Here is a 25503-nt window from a genome sequence, read left to right as displayed (position 1 = left end):
TGATTGATTAATACATTTCAGAAGTAGTTTTTGCTTGCATGTGAAGACCGATATAGTCCGGGCCGCCTGCTTTCGAATCTGTTCCAGACATGTTGAATCCGCCAAATGATTGGTACCCAACGATAGCGCCTGTACAGCCGCGGTTAAAGTAAAGGTTTCCTACATGGAAATCTTCACGTGCTTTTTCCAGGTTCGCGCGATTGTTTGTGATCACTCCGCCAGTCAAGCCATACTCGGTGTTGTTGGCGATTTCGATTGCATGGTCAAAATCTTTTGCTTTTGTCAAGCCGACAACCGGGCCGAAGATTTCTTCCTGCATAATGCGCGCCTGCGGATCAAGATCAGCAAAAACAGTTGGGTTAACGAAGAAACCTTTAGAATCGTCGCCGTCTCCACCAGCAACCAAACGTCCTTCTTCTTTGCCGATTTCGATATAGTCCATGATTTTTTTGTATGAGTTGCCATCAATAACAGGCCCCATGTAGTTGGATTGATCAACCGGATCACCGATCGTCAATTCTTTTGTCAATTCAATTACGCGTTCCAAAACGGTATCGTAAACATCTTCAACGATAACCGCACGTGAACCCGCTGAACATTTCTGTCCGCTAAAGCCAAATGCTGATTTTACAATTGATTGTGCAGCAAGCTCAAGATCCGCTTCCTTGTCCACCACCATTGTGTTCTTGCCGCCCATTTCAGCAATCAGGCGTTTCATCCAAACTTGTCCTTCGTTTACTTTTGAAGAACGTTCTGCAATGCGCAGGCCGACTTCTTTTGAACCCGTAAATGAGATAAAGCGTGTATTCGCGTGATCTACCAAGTAATCTCCAACTTCAGAGCCTGGTCCAGGAATGTAGTTGACTACGCCTGGAGGCATGCCCGCTTCTTCCAGAACTTCAATGAATTTGTAAGCCACAACCGGTGTAGTTGAAGCTGGCTTTAATAGAACCGTGTTTCCTGCAACCATTGCAGCAACTGTTGTTCCAGCCATAATCGCAAAGGCAAAGTTCCATGGAGAGATAACAACGCCTACCCCCAATGGAATGTAGTCATAGCGGTTGTCTTCGCCTGGACGGCTTTCTACTGGCATGCCATCTTTCAAGCGCAGCATTTGGCGAGCGTAGTATTCCAGGAAATCGATGGCTTCTGCAGTATCCGCATCTGCCTCGTTCCACGGCTTACCGGCTTCTTTCGTCAAAAGTGCTGAGAATTCGTGCTTGCGGCGACGAACAATCGCAGCTGCTCTCATCAAAACATCAGCGCGAATTTCGGGTTTCACTTTTTTCCAAGTTTTAAAAGCTTCATCAGCTGCCTGCATTGCCTGCTCAGCCAATTCTTTAGTTGATTTTGACACGCGGCCAATAAGTTCTTCTTTATTTGAAGGGTTAAACGAAACAATTTTATCTTCAGTGGTTACGCGTTCGCCACCAATAATCAACGGATAGTCTTGGCCCAGGTAAGCTTCAACTGTTTTCAAGCCTTCCAGAAAGTCTATGCGGTTTTGGTCAATCGAAAAATCTGTGAATGGTTCGTGTTTGTAGGGAATCATGTAAATCCTCCTTGAGTTTTAAGTAAGCGCAAAAAAAATTTGCACTTTTAAACTGTTTCCACTTATAATAATGCAAAAGATTGTTGCATAATTCAAGTGTTTTTATTTAAAAAGTCAAAATAATTTTGGAGTGAACAGCATGAAACCGGAAAAAAACGATTTATCGCCGTTCTATAAATTTGCTGGAGAACACGTGGCCATCGGGATTCACGCCATTGACCTCAAAGGAAAAACCGTCTTATATAATAAAAAAATGAGGGAAATTGAAGGGTTCGACTTTGAGGAACTGGCGGACCGTTCGCTGCTTGAAATGTTCCGATTCGACCAACATGAAAGTACCCTGCTGCAAGTTTTGCAAAGCGGAACACCGGTTTTTAACGTTAAGCAAACGTACTGGAACCGTAAAGGCCAGGAAATCACCACCATCAATGATACGTATCCTGTCCGCGATGGAGAAACTTTAATTGGAGCCATCGAATTATCACGCGACGTGACTACTCTAGAAAAAGTGATTTATCAGCCGCTCCGAAAATACGATGAGCCCATTACCTTCTCGACCATTACCGCTGTATCAAAAAGCATGAAAAAAGTAATTGCTACAGCCGAAAAAGCAGCAACGGCGAAACTGCCAGTGCTGCTGGTCGGGGAGTCGGGAACCGGCAAAGAATTAATTGCCGAAGCGATTCACTGGGCACACTCATCCGACAGGCAGATGTATACACTGTACTGCCACGGAACGGATGGCTCTATCATTGATCAATTGGGAGAAGACATCCAGAAAGTCGGTGATGGCACGATTTACTGCGAACGAATCGATTTGCTGCCGCTGTCTTTGCAGGAACAGTTGCTGGAAATGGCTGAGGAAGGTTCGCGCGGCAATACGTATTTCATCGCCAGTGTCGGTGACGATCCGGTTGAATTGATCTCTTCGAATAAATTATTGAAGGACTTGTTTTACTTCTTTTCCTCAATGACCATCAAAGTAGAACCACTGCGCTCCCGAAAAGAAGACATTTTGCCGTTTGTAGAAGACTACTTTTCCCGCCACCGGATGAAGGTCGGTTCAGTTGTCCGCGGATTGGATCCAGAAGTCAGTGACTTGCTGCATGCATACGACTGGCCAGGAAATTTAAAAGAACTTGAACTCTTGCTTGATGAGACCACTTCCATGCTGACAACGCAGGAAATCGTTACAGCCGACATGATGCCTCATCATTTCAAGCTTAAAAGTGATTTAAAGGATGCCCTGAAGCCTGAAGACTTTATTGTTCAATCAAATACGGAGCTTGTGCCTTTAGAAGAATATTTATTTGAGGCTGAGATGTACTATCTGCAAAAAGCGATGGATTTAAACAGCGGTAATGTAACAAAAGCCGCTGCCGCTCTCGGCATGAGCCGCCAAAATTTGCAGTACCGGTTACGAAAAATCAAAAAAAACGAAGCGCAGACATGATGTCTGTGCTTCGTTTTATGTTGTCTTACTGCCCAGAGCGTTTGATCCACTCTTGCATTTTGTCTTTCAACGAATTGAATCCTTCAGAATCGCTTTCGTTAACGTGTGATTGAAGAGATTGTTTTGGCTTTTCAGTTCTTTGAGCTGCTGGTGGCTGCTCTTGAAGTGCGCGGATTGACAAGCTGATTTTTTTAGATTTTTCATCAACTTCCAATACTTTCACGTCAACTTCTTGTCCTACTGCCAAATACTCACTTACTTCTTTTACGTAACCGTGAGTGATTTCTGAAATGTGAACCAATCCTTGTGTTTGGTCGTCTAAAGCTACGAATGCACCGTATGGCTGGATTCCAGTTACTTTACCTGAAACCGTATCGCCTGTTTGGTATGTTTTTGTCATGTTTACCCGCTCCTAGTCATATCTAATTGTCCTGTACACCTATTGGCATCTGTATATTATAGCACAGGTATATGCTTAGAGCAAAATCAGAAATTTTTTAAGTTTTCCATCCGCCATCCGACCGCAGTTTTTTCCATGAAATACATTTCCTGAATCGCGCTAGTTGGAGATTCAGTGACATATTTTATGTCAACGATGCCACTCAAATGAGTTGGCATGTTGGGGCTGAAATGAGTCCTGAAAGTAAGTTGCTCCAGTTCCGAAAATGGACGGAAGCTGGAAAGGTCCAGAAAGTACTGCAACTCTTCGTTGGTCCAGTCGGTTTCTGCCATCAGTTTTTTCATCACAGCAACATCTTCGTTTTCAGCAGCCTTGAAAAATACGCCAGCCACTTCTCCCGCTCCTGTTTCAGCCGGCAATTGGTTCTGGGAGTGATCCGATATTGACGCATAGAGAGAATCAATCGTTTGTACAAACTGTTGATTTTCATCTAGCAAATCATACGTATTGTATTGCTGGTAGTCGATTTGCCAAATTTGGTCTTTCTCTGTAACCAATACTGCATCTAATCGTTCAAGAAATTCATCTGAACCGACTTGTGGATAAATATAAACCTTATCTTTCATCCGCCCTTTATGAGAATCTGCGGAGAGTTCGATCCAATTTGCGTTTTCCGTCAGTTCTGGGATTGGCTGCCACACTTCTTGAAACACTTCGAGTGTCGGTTTGATCGGACTGTTTGCCAGCAAATGCCAAAGTGTTTCCGTATCATCCAGTTTATTGGCGTAATGATACATAAACAGCACATCAAGAGGTGGTACCCCCGCCAAAATCTGCAGATCATAAGAGGATTCGAATGACTCATATAGAGATTCAATCCGGCTATAGTCAAAATCCTTTAGGTCCACCAATTCATCCTCAATCACTAAGTTGCCATTGGGCAGCTTATCAGCGAGTTCACCTGACTTTTCCATTTCCAGAGCATCCGCCAAGTCATCGAACTTCAAATCATCATAATGCTCAGATGACGTCCAATCACTCGCTTCCATTTCTTCAAGGATCGGCAGCATCAAATAGGCCATTGGATTAGAAGAAGACACACCATTCCAAGCCTCGCGGTATTCTATTTTCACTTTTCCTTCTTCATCAAAAACCGGGAAATTGCCGCTGCCTTTTACCAACTGCCAAAAAGTTTGCAAATAAGCCACTTCTACTCCATCAAACAAAGCTGTTACTTCGTCTTCTTCCAATAATGCTTGCTCCATGGTAATTAAGTGCTGCGGAACCGTATCTAGAGGCACCAAAAAGCCACTACTATCAAAGTAAGGTTCGATGCTTAATACATTCAAATATTGCCAAGCGTATGGATCGTTCATAATCGGTTGTTGCTGATTTACAAAACTTACATCTCGCACCGTTCTAAACCGATTTTCGTTGGGGTGTGCGACCACGAATAGATTGGATTCAGGTAGAGCTTCCACAACCATGCGCAGCTCTTCGGGATAGCTTTCTGTTTGCGGCAGCAATTTTTCCGGTGACAGCTGGTCCATGACAATTGTCGATTCCAATTCCTGCCGATATTTCATTAGAATGCTATCCGCAAATACACGCAACTCATCGGTCTTAGCCGCATAATCTTGTAAAAAAACTTCCACTTCGTTGCTCAGTATAGAATTGCCCACCGATAAGGACTGCACCATGCCCCGTGGTGTTTCGACTTCCCTGAAAAGCCGCTCCACCTTGAACTGCAATTCAATAGGATCTTCTTTAAATGATTCGAGCGTTTCTTCACTGAAAACAAGTTCCATTTCGCTGTCAGCTCGTTTGACATACTCCAGTTGTTCATACTGTTCTTGAGTCATACCTAACCGTGCCGGCGAGGTTCTTTTAATGGTTTCGTATTGGCTGCGCCAATCTGCAACCATTTCGTCAGTCACTATGTCTTCTTGCTGAAAAACGGTAGTTCCTGCAGTTGATGATTGTTGATTCGTGACAGCAAAAGTTGCGCCAATGACCACAGCCAGAAATAAGGCTGCAGCTCCCAATACAATTGCCGTTTTTTTCTGCACGCGTGGCTGTGCCGATTGGAGAAGCATAGCATCTGTGGCACCAATGGACTTTTTTTCCGGTTGCTGTTGTCTAAAAGGAGGTGGTGGCGTAAAACGCTGGTACGATTTTTGAAGCATCGCCAGCCTTTGCGTTATCTGCAGCTCGTTCAACTGCAATTGAGATTGCAATTTCTGCAGTCCTTCATTCTTCAGCTCAACAAACCGTGATTCGGATTTTTTTGTAATCGTTAGGACTTCCTCTAAAGAAAGCTCTTGAAAATAAAACAAAGCTAGACAAATTCTTTGAGCCAGTTCCAATTGTTGCAGTGCATCGTGCAATTCCTGGTCTTCCAAAAACCCAAGAACTTGATGCTGTCTTTTGCTTTCGACTGAAAAATCCAGTAGTGATGCCTCATGAATGATCAGTTTGTAGAGTTCGATTTCTGCCTCTCTGGATGTGAGTTTTTCTAGTTGTGCATAAAGCGGCTCAATTGTGCGCTGTTGAAAGGCCGGCAGATGTTCGATAGAAACGCCTACTTGATATGCGAAGCGGCCCGTATTCGGTTGGACACAGTCGATCCATGTATTAAAAGCGGAGCTGTCTCCTTTTTGTGCTTGTCTGTATAGATCCTTTAGAGAAGTCATTGCCCCACCCCTTTTATTTATCGGAATAATCATTTTATTTATTTAATAGATACTTATACGCACCAAACCCTGCAGCGTTTCAAAAACTGCTATTTTTTTTAGTGCCGCTCGTGTAAAATGAGGAAATCTATATGAAATAGGAGTGATGAAGTTGAAGAAACGTGAACAATGGAGTTCCAAATTGGGCTTTATTCTTGCAGCCGCAGGAAGTGCCATCGGTTTAGGCGCCATTTGGAAGTTCCCCTATGAAACTGGCGCAAATGGCGGCAGTGTGTTTATCCTGTTGTTCATCATCAGCACTGTGGCCATTGGATTGCCGATCCTTCTTGCTGAATTTGTCATCGGCCGCAGAGGCCAGGCAGATGCAGTCAGTGGATTGAAAAAACAAGCTCCCGGGAAACCGTGGTATTTGATCGGCTGGTCCGGATTTATTTTTTCATTTTTGATTTTATCCTTTTACAGTGTCGTAGGCGGATGGGTCTTGTCTTACCTTGGACGTGCTGTGCTGTTCCAGCTGTCCGATCTAGGGGACAATGATTTTGCGGAACTGTTTACCGGCATCATCACAAATCCATGGGAAGTCCTGCTTGCCCAAGCCGCGTTCATGGGACTGACAATTTGGATCGTACAAGGCGGCATCAAAGGCGGCATCGAGCGCGCCAGCAAAATCATGATGCCCGCTTTATTAATTTTCTTTGTCGTGTTGATGGTTCGTTCGCTAACACTTGACGGTGCCATGGAAGGCGTGCGCTTTATGTTCGTTCCCGATTGGTCTTTCTTTAATTTTGAAACAGCCTTGATTGCGCTTGGCCAAGCCTTTTTCTCCCTGAGTGTCGGTGTTGCTGGTATGATCACTTATGCATCATACTTGTCAAAATCGGAAAACCTAACGCGGTCTTCCGTCAGTGTTGTATCCCTCAACATTGTCATCTCGATTATGGCAGGATTGATTATCTTCCCAGCTGTTTTCGCTTTGGGTTATACCCCTGATCAAGGCCCTGGATTGGTATTTATTATTTTGCCAGCCATATTCGATCAACTGTTTATGGGTGAATTTTTAATGATTATCTTCTTTGTACTTTTGCTGTTTGCAACATTGACTTCATCAATTTCCATGTTGGAAATTACGGTTTCCATCGGCGTTAAGAGCAAATACGATCGCCGCCGCCGTGTTGCTTTAATTTTTGGGCTGATGATTTTCGTTGTCGGGATTCCAAGCGCATTGTCTTTCGGCGTCATGCCGCAGGAAATCTTCTTCGGCTTCACATTCTTCGACTTTGTTGATACATTGACCAGCCGAATCGGGTTGCCGCTTGGTGCCTTATTCACCGCGTTATTTGCAGGCTACGTGCTGACAAAAGAAGATGCGCATAACGAATTATCGCAGCAAAAAGTATGGGTTGATGTTTGGCGCGTACTGGTTCGCTACGTCGCACCTGTTGCGATTATTGTGGTCTTTATCCAAGGAATCATTGCCATTTTTTGATCTATCTGTTTGAAAAATGCCACAACTTATCCTACCGAAAAATACCGGTGCGTGATAGTATATAAATAGAAGAAAGTTCCATATATGAAGGAGTGCATGAATTTGAAAAACGATTTACACGCCCAACTAAAAGCGCTTCGTGAAGAGCGCAACCTCTCATTAGATGAACTGGCTCTTAAAACAAGAATTGGCGTTGCCAAGCTTCAAGCTTACGAAAGCGGCGAAGAAGTGCCATCCAATTCTACTATTCTTATTCTTTCAAATGCATTGGAAGTCCCTGCTTCTAACTTAGTGGACGGCTTAGGATCTAAATAAGGATTCGACCTAAAAGAGCGTTCAGCGAAAATTCGCTGAACGCTCTTTTTTGGTTTCAAATAATGTGTTTTGCCTCGTATTTAAGCGCAATTAGTTTGTATGAAATATCCACACATTGTTCCAACGGAATCCATTTTTTAAACGAGTCTTCGTAGATGCGCTGAATCTCTTTTGCGAGTTCCGATGGATGGTCCAACACGTGCAGTTGAGCAACCACTTCCCCAATTTCTGCATCGTACAACTCGGAACCAATGGAAAAAGGGTCCCATTCTTCCATCACACCACCGGCTCTTCTGTTCATTTCATTTGTATCCATTTGATTTCACCTATCAATTCTTCAACATTAACAGCTATAATAACATACACCAAAAAACAAAAGCAGAAAAACCTTTCATCCAAGGTTTTTCTGCAATCTGTTTATTGTTCTAATATTTCAATAGAATCAATGGTCACATCTTCAACCGGCTTGTCTTCTACCGTTTCAACAGCTGCGATGGCATCTATAACTTCCATGCCTTCAATTACTTGGCCGAATACGGTGTGTTGGCCATCAAGCCAAAACGCGCCACCCTGCTCCAAGTAAGCATCCCGTATTTTTTCCGGGTATTCGACAGTGAAGTCGGCTTCATCTACTGCTGTCGGTCCTTGAACGATAAAAAACTGGCTGCCATTCGTTCCCGGTCCAGCATTCGCCATTGACAAGGCCCCTCGAATATTAAAGAGATGGTCATGGAATTCGTCTTCAAACGGTGCGCCGTAGATGCTTTCACCACCACCGCCTGTTCCGGTCGGATCTCCCGTCTGAATCATGAAATCTTCCATGACGCGGTGGAATGTCAGGCCGTCATAATAGCCGTCCTCAGCATGCGTCAAAAAGTTCTCGACTGCTTTAGGTGCAACATCTGGAAACAGCTTGATCTGCATCGTTCCCATTGACGTAGTGAACTCAACAAGTGATTCGTTTTCAGCAACTTCGGCAGATAACTGTGGGTAGCCGTCTACTTCCACTGCTTCACTCTCGGTTGACTCAGGCGTTTCTTCCGTCACTGTATCTGCCTCCTGCCCCGAGCATGCGCCCAAGAATAAGGCCAATAAAATTGGTGCCGTCATTATTTTTTTCATCTTTTTCACCCCGCCTTATTTTAGCACAGAAATTTTTTGAATTCACTGGTAAGTTTTAGCGCTTTTTTCGTGTGACGAAATAATATATAATAAGAACAGATGCTCCTCTTAGAAAGAAGGGTTCCTTATGGATACTCAGAAAAAGAATTTCTTTATTATCATGTTCACCAATTTCCTGGTTGCCGGCAGCACTACCATGATTATGCCATTTTTATCGCTGTATATTGAATCACTTGGCGATTTTACAGACGAGTATGTCCAGCGCTGGTCCGGACTAGTATTTGGTGTCACGTTCGTTGCTGCCTTAATCATGTCCCCGATTTGGGGGCGCATTGCTGATAAATATGGCTTTAAGCCTATTTTAATCATTAACGGATTCGGCATCGCCATTAGCATCTTCTTAATGGGAACAGCTGATTCTGTTTCAGAACTGTTCTTGATTCGTTTGTTCATGGGGGTTGTGACAGGATTCATCCCAACTTCGCTGGCATTTGTCAGCTCCCAAACACCGAAAGAAACAGCCGGGAAAACGCTTGGTACGCTGCAAATGGGCAGTGTCTCAGGTACGCTCTTCGGACCCGTAATTGGCGGCTTGATGGCAGATGCTTTCGGATTTGAATACACCTTTCTGATCACAGCTAGCATTATTGCCATTGCTGCATTGTTTGTGGTCTTTGGCCTGCATGAGATCAAACGCGTAAAATTAAAAGATGCTCACATCTACGCACCCAAGACCATCGTTAGTGGAATATTGAGCCATCGCTTGATGCTGAACGTTATGATCATCACCGCTTTGATTCAAATCGGCAATTTCAGTATTCAGCCGCTGTTGTCTCTTTATGTCGCAGAGTTAACCGAAGGCAGCGCCCAAGTGGCATTTCTTGCCGGGATTACATTCAGTGCAACCGGCGTCGGCAATTTGCTGTTTGCACGCCGCTGGGGAAGACTAGGCGATTCAATTGGCTACGAGAAAGTACTCGGTTTTCTGCTGCTGCTCGCTTTTGTCTTTATCATTCCCCAAGCTTTTGTCACCGAGCTTTGGCAATTGATTGTTTTGCGCTTGCTGTTCGGTATTGCTGTCGGTGGAATGATTCCCACAACGACTGCCTTAATGCGCCGTGAAGCACCCATTGAAATCCAGGGAGAGATTATGGGATACAACACCAGCTTCCGATTTCTTGGAAACATTGTCGGTCCAATGTTTGGGGGTATTCTCAGCGGCTTTATCGGGATTTCTTCGGTCTTTATCGTAACCGGTGTGCTGTTTGTTATTGGTTTTGCTTTCCTTCGCTATACATTGGCGAAACCGCAACAGGATTTTGAAGATGTCTTACTGGAACAGGAACTGAAAAACATGTAAGGAAAACCCGGTTTTCAACTGAAAATCGGGTTTTTTGCTGCTTAAATCCAAATTCACAAAATTAACTTAAATGGGTTTCTTCCTATCTAAAAAGCTTGAGGGAACTTTGATAGATTCGGCTTTCTTGGTAGATGAATCATGCAAATCCACTCCATTTGCGTTATAATTTCTAATTAGAAACTCATCACATATACGCTGGAAGGAGGATTCATTTGTCATTTGTATTTTTAATCTTTTTACCTTTGCTTGCAGCTCTTTTTATTCCGCTGCTATTTAAGAAAGTCGGAAAGATCCATACGGGTTGGTTTGTGTTGGTTGTGCCCGTCGTTTTATTCATTTACTATGTATCATTGCTCCCAACTACCATCGATGGCGGCAACCTAGTCTCTGAATTCCAATGGATTCCTTCACTTGATATCGCGTTCGTCGCGTATATCGACGGACTAAGCCTGCTGTTTACATTACTGATTACCGGCATCGGGGCTTTAGTGGTGCTGTACTCGATATTTTATTTAGACAAGCACCGTGAACAATTACATAATTTCTATGTTTATCTCCTGATGTTCATGACGGCGATGCTCGGCATTGTCCAAAGTGACCACTTGATCACCCTCTACCTGTTTTGGGAATTGACCTCCATTTCATCTTTCCTATTGATCGGTTATTGGTACACCCGTGATCGTTCAAGGTTCGGTGCATTAAAATCTATGATGATCACCGTTTTTGGAGGACTGATGATGCTTGGGGGCTTTGTACTGCTGAGCATTATGGGCAATACATACTCAATACGCGAATTGATTACGCAAGCTCCCGAAATGGTCACGCACGATTTCTTCATATGGGCTCTTGTCTTGGTGCTGCTCGGTGCATTTACCAAGTCGGCCCAATTCCCGTTCTATATCTGGCTTCCAGATGCAATGGAAGCACCTACCCCTGTCAGTGCTTATTTGCACTCTGCGACAATGGTAAAAGCAGGTCTTTATTTAGTTGCTCGTCTAACTCCTGTTTTTGCCATATCCGGAACATGGATGTGGTTGGTTGCTGGAGTCGGATTGTTTACAATGTTTTGGGGTTCGTTCTTTGCACTAAAACAAAAAGACTTGAAGGGCATCTTGGCATTTTCAACGGTTTCCCAGCTTGGTTTGATCATGTCGCTTCTCGGGGCATCAGCCGCTGGTTACCATATTGAAAATATTGCGGGAACCTCTTTCATGTATGCGGGTTTTGCGGCGATATTCCATCTGATTAATCATGCTGTCTTTAAAGGCAGCCTGTTCATGGTCGCTGGAATTATTGACCACGAAACAGGCACTCGAGACATTCGCAAACTTGGCGGACTGATGAGCTTAATGCCAATCAGTTTCACTGTTGCGATGATCGGAGCCTTCTCTATGGCAGGCCTGCCTCCATTCGGCGGCTTCCTAAGCAAAGAAATGTTCTTGACAGCTATGCTGTCACTAACAGAATTTGATTTATTTTCAATGGATGTATGGGGAGTTCTCTTCCCTGTAGTCGCCTGGCTTGGTTCAGTATTTACATTTATCTACAGCTTCTATTTTGTGTTCCATACGTTTGCCGGCAAACACAAACCGGATCAATTGCCAAAACCAGCCCATGAAGCGCCAATCGGCATGCTGATTTCACCTGTGTTTCTTGCCATTTTAGTTATCGTGATTTTCTTCATCCCAAATCACGTAGGCAACTGGCTCGTGAAACCCGCCGTTATGGCCATGCAGCCTTTCTTGTACAGTTCACCCGCAGAAGTGGATGTTCACGTATCCGCGTGGCATGGTTTCAACACCGAACTCTTTATGACCCTCGGTATTTTTGCGGTCGGTGGCTTGATGTTCTGGACGCTGCACAAATGGCAGAAAAGCTATGAGCGTTTCCCAGATTCAATATCGCTAAACGCTTTATACGATAACTTGCTGTACCTCAGCGACGGTGGAGCAAACCGCTTTTCTATGTTGTATATGACTGGTTTTATTCGCTCCTATTTGGTGTACATGTTCAGTTTCGTTATCTTCATCCTTTTGGGAACATTGTATCTGACTGATGCATTTGTATTGGATTTAACCAACATTGCTCCAGTCGGTTTTTATGAAATTGTTATACTCATTGCCTTAATTGGTTCTACCATGACTATTCTTGTATCAAAATCAAGGCTGACGGCCATCATCGCTTTGGGAGCAGTCGGTTACTCAGTTGCCTTGTTCTTTGTTATTTTCCGCGCACCTGATTTAGCTTTGACCCAATTGGTCATTGAAACGATTTCCGTTGCCATGTTCTTATTGGCATTTTATCACTTGCCTCAGATGAGCCGAAAAGAAGAACGAATGGGCTTCCGTTTAGGAAATGCTGTTGTTGCAGTGGGAGTCGGCATTACGATGACTTTAATTGCTTTGGCATCCCATTCGCAAAAAGCCTTGCCTTCCATTTCCGAGTTTTACAAAGAAACGGTGTATACGGAAGCTGGCGGCGGAAATATCGTCAACGTTATCTTGGTGGATTATCGCGGGTTTGATACATTGTTTGAGATTGCTGTACTCGGCATAACGGCTATCGGCATCATCACGATGATCAAACTGCGCTTGTCTAAAAAGGAGGATCAGCATGAAAACAAATGATGTTATGCTTCAAACGGCCACTAAAGTAGTGACTTTCATCATTTTGATGTTCGCTGTCCACATTTTCTTTGCAGGGCATTATACACCAGGTGGTGGATTTGTCGGCGGATTATTGACGACCAGCGCAATTGTCCTGCTGATGCTTGCTTTCGACCTGGAAACGGTTAAAAAAATATTGCCGATAAATTACGTAACCATGACTGCAATCGGCTTATTGCTGGCACTTGCCACAGCTGCTGCATCTATCATTTTCGATGTTCCATTCTTCACTCACGCTTATGATTACTATAATTTACCGCTTTTCGGTAATACGTCTCTGCATTCGGCCTTGCTGTTCGACGTTGGCGTTTACCTGGTTGTTGTCGGTGTAACGATGACCATTATTCAAACGATTGGAGAGGATGGATAATGGAAATAATTATGTCGGTTGCCATTGGATTTCTCTTTATGGCAGCTGTTTACTTAATGCTTTCAAAAAGCTTAATCCGTATAGTTATTGGGACAGGGTTGCTGAGCCATGGCGCTCACCTTCTGTTATTGACTATGGGTGGACTTGGTGGAAACTCGCCTCCTGTAGTAGCTGATGGCGTTAGCATCAGCGATTATGCTGACCCGCTGCCCCAGGCTTTGATTTTGACTGCTATTGTCATTTCATTTGCCGTTACATCATTTTTCCTTGTGCTTGCGTATCGTTCTTATCAGGAGCTCGGTACCGACAATATGGATTTGCTGAGAGGAACTGAAGATCATGAGTAACTTACTTCTATTTCCAATCATCATCCCGTTCTTTTTCGCTATTATCCTGATGATTTTCCCGAAGCGCTTAAAGCTTCAACGCATACTCGCTGCTATAGGCGTAGTAGTAACTTTAATCTCTGCAATCGTCCTGCTCACAAAAGTTCATGCAGATGGTGTACAAGTAGTTACACTCGGCAGCTGGCCGGCACCCTTTGGTATTTCAATGGTCTCGGATCCACTGTCGGCCTTATTGGTTCTTACTTCCTCAATTATCACCTTGTTCGTCGTTTTCTACAGCTTTCCAACCATTGGTATGAAGCGCGAACAATCTTATTACTACCCTGCCGTTTTATTCTTGATGGTCGGCGTTAACGGCGCTTTCACGACGGGGGATATTTTCAACTTATTCGTATTTGTTGAAGTATTGCTAATGGCTTCTTATACATTGATTGTGCATGGTGGAGAAAAACCGCAACTGCGTGAATCCATTAAGTACTTGCTGGTAAACATCATTTCATCCGCTTTGTTTGTTGCAGCCGTTGCGTTCCTTTACTCGGTTACAGGGACTTTGAACATGGCCGATTTGGCTGTAAAGATTCCACAAATTGAAGAAACAGGAATCTTGACCGTTATTGCTGTCATGTTTCTGGTTGTCTTTGGCTTTAAAGCAGCCATCTTCCCCTTGTATTTCTGGTTGCCAGGGTCTTACTATTCACCGCCGATTCCCATATTGGCGTTGTTCGGGGCATTGCTGACAAAAGTCGGCGTCTATGCGATTATGCGTACATACACGTTGTTCTTTACTATGAACGTCGGATTTACTCATGAATTGCTTGGCATCATTGCCATCCTGACCATTCTTGCCGGTTGTGTTGGCGCACTTGCCTATTTTGATGTGAAAAAAATTATTATTTACAACATTATTATTGCTGTCGGCGTTATTTTGTTCGGCATTGCTCAATTGAACCAGCCTGGAGTAGAAGGATCCATTTTCTACCTGCTCCATGATATGCTGATCAAAGCCGCTCTGTTCTTCCTTGTAGGAATTGTTGCCATATTGTTTGGCACTACTGACCTTCGGAAAATGGGTGGCCTCATCAAAACTTACCCTGTTCTTGGCTGGACGTATTTGGTTGCAGCATTTGGACTGGCTGGCATTCCACCGCTCAGCGGATTTCCCGGAAAACTGCTGATTGTCCAAGGAGGATTTGAAGGCCCGCAATTTTGGGGCAGCATCGTCATTCTGGCAACCAGCCTAATCGTCTTGTTAAGTGCAGTTCGTATTTTCATCTATGCTTTCTGGGGCGAACCGGTTGAAACCGTTCCACTGAAAAAGTCAGTGTTTAATCAAATGTTCATTCCGACAGTAATCCTTGTTGCCATTACCGTGGTATTCGGGGTCGGCGCGGAACTCTTCATGCCGTTTATTTCAGGCGCAGGTGAAGTGTTGCTGAATCCATCCATCTATATTGATGCGGTCTTAAAGGAGTAGATGACACATGGCGTTACAAATCTTATTGAATTTCTTTCTGGCTGTTGTCTGGATGTTCATGACTGTTTCCTTTAGTCCCGCTGGATTTGCAATTGGCTTTCTGATCGGTCTGGGAGTCATCATACTGATGCGCCGGTTCTTTTCATATCGGCTCTACATTTTACGTGTATGGGCCATCGCCAGATTGTTCTTGTTGTTTCTTAAAGAGCTTGCGATGTCGAGCATCCAGGTTTTACGGATTGTCATCAAACCAAATATGAACTTAAAACCAGCAATCTTCGAGTTGGAAACTGAACTGAAAGAAGATTGGGAAATTACTTTGCTGTCCGCTTTAATCACGCTGACACCTGGAACACTGGTTGTCGGCATTTCAGACGATCAGAAAAGGCTCTATATCCATGCGCTTGACTTTGAAGACATTGATGAAGCTGTCAGTTCAATCAAAGAAACATTCGAACGCGCCATTTTGGAGGTGAGCCGCCCATGATGATGTTTTATTGGATTTCTCTTATCATTGTTAGCTTAGCCTTTACGGGCCTGCTATTCAGGCTCGTTAAAGGCCCAACAATCGCCGACCGTGTAGTAGCATTAGATGCTATTGGGATATCACTCGTTTCGATTGTTGCTTTGCTGTCATTGATTATCGAAACAGAGTTTTTTCTGGAAGTCATCTTGCTGCTAAGTATCTTATCGTTTATCGGAACTATTGCTTTTGCGAAATTCCTTGAGAGAGGAGAGATTTTCGATCGAAACAACAATCGTTAACATCCTCATCATCCTATTAATGAGCACAGGAGTCATTTTCAGCCTTGTAACTGCACTGGGACTTATCAGGCTGCCAGATGTGTATACACGAACGCACGCAGCCTCTAAGAGCTCAACACTCGGTGTTCTCTGTGTGTTGACTGCGACGTTCATTCATTTCTGGTTAATTGAAGGCATTTTCAACACACAGATGGTCATCGCGATTGTCTTCTTGTTTATCACAGCGCCTGTCGGAGGGCATATGATTGGACGGGCTGCATACATGTCCGGCATCAAAGTGGCCGATGAAACAGTGCGTGATGATATGGAAGATGCCTTAGAAGAACGAAAGAAAAGACTGATGGACAACAAACCAACAGAACAATAAAAATAGCCTGCAGGCATGTTGCCTGCAGGCTATTTTTTTATTGCTCGTCTGCCATTTTTTCAACCAGCATCGCTAATGTTCTGACCATGGCGCCCGTTCCGCCTTTGGGTCCGAGATCATGAGGACCCTCTGCGTCGGAAGTACCGGCAATGTCCAAGTGAATCCAAGGTGTGTCCCCTGCAAATTCCCCAACAAAGCCGCCGCCAAAAATCATGTGGCCATCCCGTCCCGGTGAGTTGTTCAAGTCTGCAACATTGCTTTTCCGAATCCGTTTTTTATCACTCTCTGTCAATGGCAATCGCCAAACAAATTCGCCGCTTTCCACAGATGCTTCCAGGAAGGTTTCAAAAAACGCTTCATCGTTTGTCAAAGCACCGGTTTTGTCTTTTCCTAATGCTACGATAACACCGCCCGTAAGTGTTGCCACATCGACAATGCGGGTTGCACCCAATTGCTTCGCGTAGCTGACGGAATCAGCCAAAACGAGTCGGCCTTCAGCATCCGTGTTGAGGATTTCAATGGTTTTCCCGCTCATGGATGTAATGACATCATCCGGTTTAAAGGCATTGCCGGAAATCATATTGTCTGTTGCTGCAATAACTGCCATCACATTTTTCTCCGGCTGCAGTTCGCCAATGATTCTCATGGCACCCAGCACAGCTGCAGCACCGCCCATGTCCCCTTTCATCCCTACGATGCCGTCTTTTGGTTTGATAGAGTAGCCGCCGGTGTCGAAGGTCACGCCTTTGCCGACAAGCGCTAAGGGGTCTTCAAAGCCTTCTGTGGCTTTGTATTTCAAGACAATCACACGCGGTTCTTCAATAGAGCCCTGGTTGACCGCCAAAATTGCACCCATCCCCAGCTCTTCAATCTCCGCTTTGCCTAAAATATCCGTTTCAAAGCCGTACGTTTCTCCGAGTTCCCGTGCATACTCGCCCATTGCTGCAGCAGTCAGGATGTTTGCCGGCATGTTGACAAGCGTCCGTGCTTCGTTGACCGACTGGCCAAAAACAGAACCTACGATTGCGGCAGACTCTACATCTTCCGTTGACTCTTCTGCCAGGAAGGTCACAGACTCCAATTCCACCTGTGTTTCATTGGATGTGGTCTTGTAATCATCAAAGCTGTAGCCGCCCATCGTAATGCCTTCAGCAGCCAAAAACGCGACGTCTTCCGGTGTCATTCGATCGTTTTCAAACGACTCTAAATAAATTGCGGCATGTTTTATTTTTTTCTTCGCCAATTCCTTGCCAGCCAGCCCGAAGCAAGAACGAAGATCTTCTTCTGTCAATTTTTTGCGGTCATTTAAACCTACAAATAATACGCGCGGAATATCCCCTGACAGCGTCGGATAAGTAATCAAAGACTTTAAATCGAAAGACAAGTCCTGCTTGATCCATCCTTCTAATTTGCCATCAAAGCGCTCTGCGAATTCGCTCCATCCCTTGCTGTTTTCCGGATGCCGGCTCAGGCCGACAATGAGGATTTCGGCTCCGCTGTCTTGTGAATGCTGCTGTAAGTTGATTTGCATAAAATTCCTCCTTTTTACGTTCTCTTCAAGTGTAGCATGTAATCCGAGTTCCGAGTAGTTCGTGTAACGAAGGAATTAACATCCATTGTATTTTTCGTGTCTATGATATACTATGAGAACCTATTGGCATAGAAAGGCTGTGGTTCCGCATGGAAATTTTCTCTAATCATCCCCTTATGATCGCTTTGTTTGCCATCGTATTTGCTCAATTTGTTAAAATCCCCATCCAATATGCTGTAACGCGTGAACTCGACTGGAAGCTTTTCTCGTCAACAGGCGGTATGCCCAGCTCCCACTCAGCCGCTGTAACCTCATTAACTACGGCTGTAGCGTTCGAACATGGCGTTTCTTCCACGATATTTGCAGTGTCAACTATGTTTGCCGTTATTACCATGTACGATGCCACAGGCGTTCGTTTTCAAGCTGGACAGCAAGCCTTGACCATCAACAAAATGCGGCAGGACATCTACCTCTTCATGGATGAAACCAGAAAATGGCCTCAGAAAAAAGAAGAGGAAAAGATCCAAGAACTTAAAACCCTGCTTGGACATAAACCGAGTGAAGTGTTTATGGGTGCATTAACAGGCATCGCAATTTCCTTCATTTTTTACGGAATGCTAAGTTAACAATAAAAAATCGCCGAATCCGGAAAACCGGATTCGGCGATTTTTTATTAAAACATTTGATAACCCATTTTGCGAAGAACTTTCATGACAAAGCCCGAAGTGATGGCACCCACCCAGCCAGCAAGCAGGACGGCGATATCACTGCCCGTAATGGAAGTGATGGTATCTCCGAGCATCGCGAAGGATTCACCCGGATTTGTAAAATAATCGAAAACGCCCACATCATCTACAACCAATAAGATGACAATTGGGTAAACAATAGCCATCAGCCATGTCATACGAAGCAGCATATTCAATAAGAAACCGATTCCGAAAAACATAACGTAAAAAAGCAACATGGAAATAATCAATTGCACAATAGTAAATGAACTGTTCATAAACTCTAACCTCCGTTATTCCTTTCATCAGTTTACCCGAAAAAACAAAGGCTTTCAATCCAGCAGGACAGAGTTCATTGCTTTGTCACTTATAGAGGAACTGGGCAAGACAAAAATGGCTCCACACTGCATTTTTTTCAAATAAAAAGAAGCAAACGGTGTTGCACAATCCGTTTGCTTCTTAATAAAAAAAGTAGAAAGCTTTCAAAATCCGTTTATGAGGTACAAGTCTGAAGAGATCCAGTCTGGGGACGGCTTGAGCCATTTCCATTCATTCTTCCTGAATTCCTTGAACTACTAAACTAGAGGACATGAACAATGTGGTGAGGCAGATTGTTGTTGCCCCGTTTATCGTATCCACCATTCACTGCATGAGAGGATCAAAACTATAAAACTACTTATTTTTTGCCTGTACCCGAACAGCAGGAGCAAGTTTCTGAACCGCCCAGTCGCAATTGGAAGTAGCCTTGTCCTGAGCAATAAGGGCATTTATTGACGCTTTTAGCTTTTTTGAAGATCGTCATCCGAAACACCTCCTTTTGTTATTGTTTGTAATATTCTGATAATATAACATGGAATGTTTTAAAGCGCAACTAAAAAGTGAAAGTACTGGTAGCAATAGCTTTCTTTCTTCGCAACTAAAACTTAAGACCTATTTTTTGAAGAACAACTTATAGTCCGAATAGCCAAAAACCTTTCCTGGATCCACATCTTCTATGGGCTCCAGCCCTTCCTCCAGCACATAAGTAGCCATTTCACGCAGCATGATGGAAGCTTCTGCATCGTTGGACAACTCTGACGGAAATAGCCATCCCGCCTCGTACAGCTCAGAAAGTTGCGCACTGATGGGTTGTTCTTCGTTTTTTGCTTTTAATAAAAAGATGGCCATATTGTCGCTGATTTGTTCTCGAATAACGCCGGAACGAAAGCCAATCATTTCTATTAACTCGCAAGCTATCCCCGTTTCTTCTTCTACCTCCCGCAAAGCTGCTTGGTCGACAGTTTCGTTTCCTTGCACAAATCCGGCCGGAAGTGACCATTTCCCGTGCAGTCCCCCGTATCTCTTTTTCACTACCAGCCATTTGCCTTTAGAGTTTATGACAAGTCCCGCTGCTCCGAGCCATACATTTCCACGTTTTGATGTTGCCATAGATTCGGTCTCCCTCCAATAATCACTAACAGCTTTCGTTTGCTCAGCTGACAGGTTCCATACAATAAAAAAAGCTCCCCGCTAAGGGAGCTTTGGATCGTCCATTTTACAGAACGTTGAATTTACCTTTTTTCAGAACCAGCATTGGTCCACCAATCATAAACAACGCGCGGTTATCAATCATTTTCTTCATGAATGATGCACGTTTGCCTGTTACTTTTTTGCCGAATACGACACCTATCGCGTCGTCATCTCCAAGTGAACAAACAGTTCCTTTAAGATCTGGAATGAATTCGACAGTCGTTTCTCCGCCCATCAACGATTTTAGATTTTTCGCTACGTTTTCACCTTGCTGCATAGCAATCTGTGCAGTTGGCGGATACGGGCGATTCGTTTCCTCGTTGATCATCAATGCGCAGTCACCGATAATGAAGACATCGTCATAACCTGGTGCACGCAAATCTTTGTCGACTTTCACGCGTGCGCGCATGTTTTCGATTGAAGTAGCTTCAATCAATCGGTTGCCGCGAACGCCTGCAGCCCAAACAACTGTACCAGCTTTGATAAAGTCAAACTCATCATCGCCTTTTTTGATTTTTACGCCTTCAGGAGTCGCTTCTACAACAGGCGTGCCGATTGAGAATTCGATTCCTTTAGACTCTAAATGGCCTACTGCGTAGTTGACAAGTTCTGGATCAAAGCCAGGCAATACCATTGGGGCAGCCTCTACACAAACAACGCGTACTTTTTCACGCGGAACATCAAACTCTTTGCATAGCTCAGGAACACGGTTAGCCAATTCCCCAAGGAATTCGATGCCCGTAAATCCAGCTCCGCCAACAATAATTGTTAAACGGCTATCGTCTTTTACTGGTTCAGCAGACCATGTCGCAAACTGGAACTCAATATGCTCACGAATATAGCGTGCAGCTTTAACATTGGCAATGGATAAAGCGTATTTATCAAGGCCTTCAATTCCGAAGGTTTCACCTTCGAAACCAAGCGCAATGACAATGTAATCATATGTGAACTCGCCATTGTCGGTCGAAACTTTTTTAGCATCTACATCAATAGCTTCTACAGTCGCCTGTACAAACTTAACTTTAATGCTGTCAATCACATCTGTGATATCATAACGCACTTGGTCTGGAAGCAACGTACCTGCAGCTGCCTCATGAAGCCATGTGCTTTCGTAATGGTATTCATTCTTATTGATCAATGTAATGTCCGCAGCATCTGTGCCAAGAACTTTTTGCAAGTTTACTACAGTAGTCAAACCACCGTAACCTGCTCCTAATACTAATATTGACGGTCTTTTCAACACAATCGCAACCACCTTCAAGTCATTTTTTAACCGAATGTCGGCAAGGCAGTCAAACCTTGGCGCACCGATAAACATCTATCCTCTATATTAGCCTTAATATCATATGATTTCAACCGGGTAATGCGTTTAGTGCCACTTATCCACAACAAAAAAAGCCGGTTTGTGACCGACTGTTAACAATTTTCTGGAGTGCCTGCTTTTTTAGCTGTACGGAACGAGGTTCCGCAGCCGCACGATGCAATGGCATTTGGATTTTCAATAGTAAAGCCGCCGCCCATGAGCGACTGTTTATAATCAACAACTGTGCCTTTCAAAATCGGGGCATCTTCTTTAGCAATCAAAAGCGGGATTCCAAACTGTTCATAAAGATCGTCTGCTTCACTTTTGGCTTTTTCAAATCCCATGCCGTATGTCAATCCGCTGCAACCGCCGCCTTTAACAGCTACGCGCAAAAAGGATCCTTCTTCTTCATTATGGCGCATCATTTCTTTTACTTGAAAAGATGCGGCTTCTGTAATTTCAACTACTTCTGTCAATTAAATCACCTTCCTATAAGGAGTATCATAGCAATTGTTTCTACTGTTGTTCAAGCCGTCCACCTTGGAACTCTTGACAACTTTGTCTAGCTGCAAAGTGGTTGCGCAGCTATGTATATTTTGTACAGAAAAAGGGACCTAGAAAAGGTCCCTTGGCATTAAAATACTTGTTCTACTTCTACGATGCCAGGAACTTCTTCTACTAACGCACGTTCAATCCCTGCTTTTAATGTAATGGTCGAACTTGGGCAGCTTCCGCATGCACCGAGCAGACGAAGTTTTACGATCCCGTCTTCTACATCGACAAGTTCGCAGTCCCCTCCGTCACGCAAAAGGAATGGACGCAATTTATCTAAGACTTCCATTACTTGATCTTCAATCAAAGCTTCAGTCATTTATATCGACTCCTTTCATTATAATCATTATAATGTGATTAGAGAGAAAAAGCCACTAATGAATTTAGAGGAGGACTAAAATTATGCAGAAAGAATTGTCCATTGAAGTCTACGGAACCGATGTGATCTGCGCAAGCTGTGTCAACGCGCCATCTTCCATTGATACTTACGAGTGGCTGGAAGCCGCCATCTCAAGGAAATACAAAGACCAGCCATTTTCAATTACCTATATTGACATTGAGAAACCTCTGGCACTTGAGCACCAAAAAGATTATGCACAGCGCATATTGGACGACGAATTTTTTTATCCGCTTGTTTTGATCGAAGGAGAAGTGGTCGGGGAAGGCTATGTTCAATTAAAGCCAGTGTACCGTGAACTTGAAAAGCATGGATTTTCTGAGGTGAAATAGAAAAAGCGCTCAATTTATGAGCGCTTTTTTCATTAGCCATTATGAAATTTGTACATCCAAAGTACGCCCGACTTCATCAAACGAGCGATGCGCCCGGTTACTGTACGGTCTGCTAAATAAGCAAATCCTTGTTTTTTGCCAAGAGAACCCAGGAAGCCTTTTAACTTAATTTCAGGCATGGTTTCAGGCAATGCCTCGCCTTTCCATGTGGCTTTTAATACTTTAACAATCTGTTCTGCCTGCTCTTCCGCTAATTGTGCAGAAGGCGCCATCGGCAATGCCGCACAATCTCCTACCACGTAGACATGCTCATCATGCGGCAGCTGGTGGTATTGGTTGATGACAACCCGTCCACTCAGATCGCTTTCAAGGCCGAGATCGCGCACCGGCTTAACCGGTTGGATGCCCGCTGTCCAAACAACCGCATCTACCGGAATCGTTTCTTCATGGTTGTAAAGCATATGAGGTGCCACTTGGGTGATATTTGAGTTGGATACCACGTCAACATTGTTGTTTTCAAACCATTTTCTGACGAAATTGCTTAAGCGCTCTGGAAAGTCACGCAGAATTCGGGGGCTGCGGTCAAACAGTTTGATTTTCAAGTCTTTTCGGCTTTCCCGCAATTCACTGGCCAATTCAATTCCGCTGAGTCCTGCGCCAACTACTCCTACTACTGCCCCTGAAGGCAAACCAAGCAACGCCTGATAAGTTGCACGGGATTTGCCGATGGTTTGGATGCTGTAAGTAAACTCCTCAGCTCCGGGCACATTGTGGTATTTGTCTTCGCAGCCTAAGCCAATAACCAGGTCGTCGTAGGCAATGCGTTCTCCATTTTCCATAAAGATGCATTTTTCCTGAAGGCCAATTTCGAGTATTTCACCATTCACAAGCTTTAAGCGCTCATGTTCCGGAAAAGGAACGCGGACGTCATGATCAGACTCTGTACCCGCAGCTAACGCATAGAATTCTGTCTTCATGCTGTGGAAAGGGGTCCGATCAATCAAAATTATTTCGGTATCCTGTGGAAGGTTAGCTGGCAATAAACGAAGCAAAATTCGCATGTTGCCGTAGCCGCCTCCAAGTAAAACTAATTTTCGCATAAAAATCTCCTTTAAATTTCGTCTGTCTCATCAATTTCTCACATATGAGTATAGCTGATTGTGATAACTTTCACAATGATTTATCCAGAAATCAATTAATTGACTCTGCACGCGAAAAAAGGTAGGATTTCGTTGTAGTGAGGTGACTTAGAATGAAACCAATTGTTGAATTTTGTATTAGCAATATTGCCAACGGTGCACAAGATTCTTTTGAAAAACTCGAACGGGATCCCAATCTCGATGTTTTGGAATACGGCTGTTTAAGCTATTGCACAAAATGTTCCGAGTCTTTATATGCCCTGGTCAATGGGGAAATCGTCGAAGCAGAATCTACGGATGAGCTGACGAAAAAAGTTTATGAGTTCATAGAAGAAAACCCGTTATTTTAAGCCGTTGAAAAGCGGCTTTTTTTCTTGTCCAAAAAACTGAAGGTTTTCTGTTAAGCTGCGCTCAGACATCCCAAAATCCAAGATTTTCAATTGAAAAGCTTGGTGGCTGCTCTTTTTTTAATACTGTCTCCATTCGAGTGACACCCGTATTGACGTGAACAGTGTCGATTCCAAAGCGGATTCCGGCCTGAATATCGGTATCATAATTATCCCCGACCATCACCATGTCACTTTTTCCAATGCCTGATTCATGATGAATAGCTTCCAGCATATGAATTTCCGGCTTGCCAATATAAACAGGATCTACATCAGTCGAAGCCGATACCAACGCCGTAAAAGCACCATTCCCCGGCATAAAGCCCTTTTCTGAAGGAAAGGCCATATCTTGATTGGTTGAGAGAAAGACTGCCCCTTTTCGAACTTCCAGACAAGCCGTTGCCAGTTTGTCATAAGTAATATTGCGGTCGATTCCCATCAGCACAATTTCTGCATCTCTGTCGACCTGTTCAATCCCTTCTTGTCGCAGCGCCTCATCCAAACCAGTTGATCCAATCAGATAAACGGTTTGTCCCGGGTACCAGCGTTTAATGTACTTGGCCGCTGCAATAGCCGAAGACACGATGCGCTCTTTTTTGGCATCAATACCGAAACTTGCCATTTTATCTTTTAGCTGCTGCTGCGTCATGGAGGCATTGTTGGTGACAAAATAAGGCTCGATTCCTTTGAGCTGGAGACGCTCGACAAAACCGGCTGCTTCTTCAACCGGCTCTGTTCCGCGGTAAATTGTTCCATCCAAATCCAGGCAGTAGGCTCTATAAGCTTTCTTAATTGTCATCTTTCGCCTCCGGGATAAATGCCGAAACCGGCCCCAGTTCGTGAACAAGATAATGTTCAACTTTTGGTCCAAATGCTTTTAGCGACTCAAGATTGCTGTCAATAACAGCTATGATAGCTTGATGATCCACTTTCATAAACTCACGAACCAACATTTTCCGCAATGCAATCACCTGCTTCAACGGCTGATCCATTTCTTTCGTGATCACTTTCTCGTCCACCAAAATATCAATAATGTCATCGTAGCTGCCGGGATCGCGCATAATGAATCCATCAATCATCGAGTTTCCAACATCCACAATCGACTCGATAATATTTGCCCCTATACGTTCCAATGCCAGCTTCTCGCCGAATAGGGTCCACTGCTGTTGGTCTTCATAATATTCCAATAAAGAGTTCATATGCCCAATCGTTTCTGTGATGTTGCTGCGGTCAATAAAATACATAAAAATACCCTCCAA

Annotated in this window: 29 protein-coding genes; 14 read left to right on the top strand and 15 right to left on the bottom strand. The window is 44.0% G+C overall.

Features of this window, described 5'->3' with window-relative positions; translation table 11 throughout:
* Window positions 1-7: 7 nt before the first annotated feature.
* Window positions 8-1552: an L-glutamate gamma-semialdehyde dehydrogenase gene (pruA, locus tag AC4EG4_RS15700; protein WP_490988323.1), complete on the bottom strand. Its 1545-nt coding sequence runs from the start codon at window positions 1550-1552 to the stop codon at window positions 8-10.
* Window positions 1553-1691: 139 nt separating this feature from the next.
* On the opposite strand from pruA, the gene AC4EG4_RS15695 reads away from it, so the two are divergent.
* Complete coding sequence (locus tag AC4EG4_RS15695; RefSeq protein WP_490979963.1) at window positions 1692-3005, top strand: sigma 54-interacting transcriptional regulator; 1314 nt, start codon at window positions 1692-1694, stop codon at window positions 3003-3005.
* Between the two features lie 25 nt (window positions 3006-3030).
* Here the strand turns inward: AC4EG4_RS15695 and yugI are convergent, their stop codons facing one another.
* Together yugI and AC4EG4_RS15685 are read right to left on the bottom strand one after the other, a co-directional pair.
* The gene (gene yugI, locus AC4EG4_RS15690) at window positions 3031-3405 is read right to left on the bottom strand and encodes a S1 domain-containing post-transcriptional regulator GSP13 (protein WP_142828969.1); all 375 of its coding nucleotides are present in this window, start codon (window positions 3403-3405) and stop codon (window positions 3031-3033) included.
* An 86-nt stretch (window positions 3406-3491) separates the two neighbouring features.
* Window positions 3492-6098 carry an RNA polymerase sigma factor gene (locus tag AC4EG4_RS15685; protein WP_490988322.1) on the bottom strand — a complete coding sequence of 869 codons (2607 nt, stop codon included), beginning with the start codon at window positions 6096-6098 and terminating at the stop codon, window positions 3492-3494.
* A 151-nt stretch (window positions 6099-6249) separates the two neighbouring features.
* On the opposite strand from AC4EG4_RS15685, the gene AC4EG4_RS15680 reads away from it, so the two are divergent.
* On the top strand, window positions 6250-7584 hold the full coding sequence (locus tag AC4EG4_RS15680) for a sodium-dependent transporter (protein ID WP_490979961.1): 1335 nt from the start codon (window positions 6250-6252) through the stop codon (window positions 7582-7584).
* Window positions 7585-7680: 96 nt separating this feature from the next.
* A complete protein-coding gene (locus AC4EG4_RS15675) occupies window positions 7681-7899 on the top strand; it encodes a helix-turn-helix domain-containing protein (RefSeq protein ID WP_490979960.1) in 219 nt (72 codons plus the stop codon).
* 55 nt (window positions 7900-7954) lie between these two features.
* Here AC4EG4_RS15675 and AC4EG4_RS15670 read toward each other — a convergent pair whose 3' ends face one another.
* Window positions 7955-8215: a DUF1871 family protein gene (locus AC4EG4_RS15670; protein WP_490988321.1), complete on the bottom strand. Its 261-nt coding sequence runs from the start codon at window positions 8213-8215 to the stop codon at window positions 7955-7957.
* Between the two features lie 101 nt (window positions 8216-8316).
* The gene (locus AC4EG4_RS15665; protein ID WP_490988320.1) at window positions 8317-9021 is read right to left on the bottom strand and encodes a peptidylprolyl isomerase; all 705 of its coding nucleotides are present in this window, start codon (window positions 9019-9021) and stop codon (window positions 8317-8319) included.
* Between the two features lie 127 nt (window positions 9022-9148).
* Here AC4EG4_RS15665 and AC4EG4_RS15660 point away from each other — a divergent pair, with 127 nt between their 5' ends.
* From AC4EG4_RS15660 to mnhG, 8 genes are all read left to right on the top strand, one after another.
* Entirely contained in the window at window positions 9149-10381 is a 1233-nt protein-coding gene (locus AC4EG4_RS15660; RefSeq protein WP_490979957.1) for an MFS transporter, read from the top strand.
* A gap of 212 nt (window positions 10382-10593) precedes the next feature.
* Entirely contained in the window at window positions 10594-13008 is a 2415-nt protein-coding gene (locus AC4EG4_RS15655) for a Na+/H+ antiporter subunit A (RefSeq protein ID WP_490979956.1), read from the top strand.
* Window positions 12995-13417 carry a Na(+)/H(+) antiporter subunit B gene (locus AC4EG4_RS15650; protein WP_490988319.1) on the top strand — a complete coding sequence of 141 codons (423 nt, stop codon included), beginning with the start codon at window positions 12995-12997 and terminating at the stop codon, window positions 13415-13417. The genes AC4EG4_RS15655 and AC4EG4_RS15650 overlap by 14 nt, the downstream gene beginning before the upstream one ends.
* On the top strand, window positions 13417-13764 hold the full coding sequence (locus AC4EG4_RS15645; RefSeq protein ID WP_490979954.1) for a Na(+)/H(+) antiporter subunit C: 348 nt from the start codon (window positions 13417-13419) through the stop codon (window positions 13762-13764). The genes AC4EG4_RS15650 and AC4EG4_RS15645 overlap by 1 nt, the downstream gene beginning before the upstream one ends.
* The gene (locus AC4EG4_RS15640; RefSeq protein WP_490979953.1) at window positions 13757-15238 is read left to right on the top strand and encodes a Na+/H+ antiporter subunit D; all 1482 of its coding nucleotides are present in this window, start codon (window positions 13757-13759) and stop codon (window positions 15236-15238) included. Before AC4EG4_RS15645 ends, AC4EG4_RS15640 begins: the two co-directional genes overlap by 8 nt.
* Window positions 15239-15245: 7 nt before the next feature.
* Window positions 15246-15725, top strand: coding sequence for a Na+/H+ antiporter subunit E (locus AC4EG4_RS15635; RefSeq protein WP_490988318.1), 480 nt, complete (start codon window positions 15246-15248; stop codon window positions 15723-15725).
* Window positions 15722-16003: a Na(+)/H(+) antiporter subunit F1 gene (locus tag AC4EG4_RS15630; RefSeq protein ID WP_490979951.1), complete on the top strand. Its 282-nt coding sequence runs from the start codon at window positions 15722-15724 to the stop codon at window positions 16001-16003. The genes AC4EG4_RS15635 and AC4EG4_RS15630 overlap by 4 nt, the downstream gene beginning before the upstream one ends.
* On the top strand, window positions 15963-16370 hold the full coding sequence (mnhG, locus tag AC4EG4_RS15625; protein ID WP_490979950.1) for a monovalent cation/H(+) antiporter subunit G: 408 nt from the start codon (window positions 15963-15965) through the stop codon (window positions 16368-16370). Before AC4EG4_RS15630 ends, mnhG begins: the two co-directional genes overlap by 41 nt.
* A gap of 37 nt (window positions 16371-16407) precedes the next feature.
* Here the strand turns inward: mnhG and AC4EG4_RS15620 are convergent, their stop codons facing one another.
* Window positions 16408-17901, bottom strand: a complete 1494-nt coding sequence (locus AC4EG4_RS15620) for a leucyl aminopeptidase (protein ID WP_490988317.1) — start codon at window positions 17899-17901, stop codon at window positions 16408-16410.
* A gap of 149 nt (window positions 17902-18050) precedes the next feature.
* Here AC4EG4_RS15620 and AC4EG4_RS15615 point away from each other — a divergent pair, with 149 nt between their 5' ends.
* Window positions 18051-18527, top strand: coding sequence for a divergent PAP2 family protein (locus AC4EG4_RS15615; RefSeq protein ID WP_490979948.1), 477 nt, complete (start codon window positions 18051-18053; stop codon window positions 18525-18527).
* A 47-nt stretch (window positions 18528-18574) separates the two neighbouring features.
* On the opposite strand, the gene AC4EG4_RS15610 is transcribed toward AC4EG4_RS15615, so the two are convergent.
* The 6 genes from AC4EG4_RS15610 to AC4EG4_RS15585 all read right to left on the bottom strand — a co-directional run bounded on the left by AC4EG4_RS15610 (window position 18575) and on the right by AC4EG4_RS15585 (window position 22309).
* Window positions 18575-18904, bottom strand: a complete 330-nt coding sequence (locus AC4EG4_RS15610) for a YuiB family protein (RefSeq protein ID WP_490988316.1) — start codon at window positions 18902-18904, stop codon at window positions 18575-18577.
* Between the two features lie 398 nt (window positions 18905-19302).
* Entirely contained in the window at window positions 19303-19428 is a 126-nt protein-coding gene (locus tag AC4EG4_RS15605) for a YuiA family protein (RefSeq protein ID WP_490979946.1), read from the bottom strand.
* 128 nt (window positions 19429-19556) lie between these two features.
* Window positions 19557-20054 (bottom strand): NUDIX domain-containing protein, encoded by a 498-nt coding sequence (locus AC4EG4_RS15600; RefSeq protein WP_490988315.1) that lies wholly within the window; start codon window positions 20052-20054, stop codon window positions 19557-19559.
* A 106-nt stretch (window positions 20055-20160) separates the two neighbouring features.
* On the bottom strand, window positions 20161-21375 hold the full coding sequence (locus AC4EG4_RS15595) for an NAD(P)/FAD-dependent oxidoreductase (protein ID WP_490979972.1): 1215 nt from the start codon (window positions 21373-21375) through the stop codon (window positions 20161-20163).
* Window positions 21376-21551: 176 nt separating this feature from the next.
* Window positions 21552-21914, bottom strand: a complete 363-nt coding sequence (locus AC4EG4_RS15590) for a HesB/IscA family protein (protein ID WP_490979944.1) — start codon at window positions 21912-21914, stop codon at window positions 21552-21554.
* A 158-nt stretch (window positions 21915-22072) separates the two neighbouring features.
* On the bottom strand, window positions 22073-22309 hold the full coding sequence (locus AC4EG4_RS15585) for a NifU family protein (RefSeq protein WP_142828952.1): 237 nt from the start codon (window positions 22307-22309) through the stop codon (window positions 22073-22075).
* Between the two features lie 83 nt (window positions 22310-22392).
* On the opposite strand from AC4EG4_RS15585, the gene AC4EG4_RS15580 reads away from it, so the two are divergent.
* Window positions 22393-22719 (top strand): YuzD family protein, encoded by a 327-nt coding sequence (locus tag AC4EG4_RS15580; protein WP_490979943.1) that lies wholly within the window; start codon window positions 22393-22395, stop codon window positions 22717-22719.
* A 32-nt stretch (window positions 22720-22751) separates the two neighbouring features.
* On the opposite strand, the gene AC4EG4_RS15575 is transcribed toward AC4EG4_RS15580, so the two are convergent.
* The gene (locus AC4EG4_RS15575) at window positions 22752-23819 is read right to left on the bottom strand and encodes an NAD(P)/FAD-dependent oxidoreductase (RefSeq protein ID WP_490979942.1); all 1068 of its coding nucleotides are present in this window, start codon (window positions 23817-23819) and stop codon (window positions 22752-22754) included.
* A gap of 152 nt (window positions 23820-23971) precedes the next feature.
* Between AC4EG4_RS15575 and AC4EG4_RS15570 the strand changes: the two genes are divergently transcribed.
* A complete protein-coding gene (locus AC4EG4_RS15570) occupies window positions 23972-24208 on the top strand; it encodes a YuzB family protein (RefSeq protein ID WP_006828519.1) in 237 nt (78 codons plus the stop codon).
* A 61-nt stretch (window positions 24209-24269) separates the two neighbouring features.
* Here the strand turns inward: AC4EG4_RS15570 and AC4EG4_RS15565 are convergent, their stop codons facing one another.
* Both AC4EG4_RS15565 and AC4EG4_RS15560 read right to left on the bottom strand, forming a co-directional pair.
* Window positions 24270-25043, bottom strand: a complete 774-nt coding sequence (locus AC4EG4_RS15565) for a TIGR01457 family HAD-type hydrolase (RefSeq protein ID WP_490979941.1) — start codon at window positions 25041-25043, stop codon at window positions 24270-24272.
* Window positions 25033-25488 carry a DUF86 domain-containing protein gene (locus tag AC4EG4_RS15560; RefSeq protein WP_490979940.1) on the bottom strand — a complete coding sequence of 152 codons (456 nt, stop codon included), beginning with the start codon at window positions 25486-25488 and terminating at the stop codon, window positions 25033-25035. Before AC4EG4_RS15560 ends, AC4EG4_RS15565 begins: the two co-directional genes overlap by 11 nt.
* Window positions 25489-25503 lie beyond the last annotated feature (15 nt).

It is taken from the genome of Planococcus sp. TJ-201 (assembly GCF_058268495.1).
This window is presented reverse-complemented; position numbering and strand designations above follow the sequence as displayed.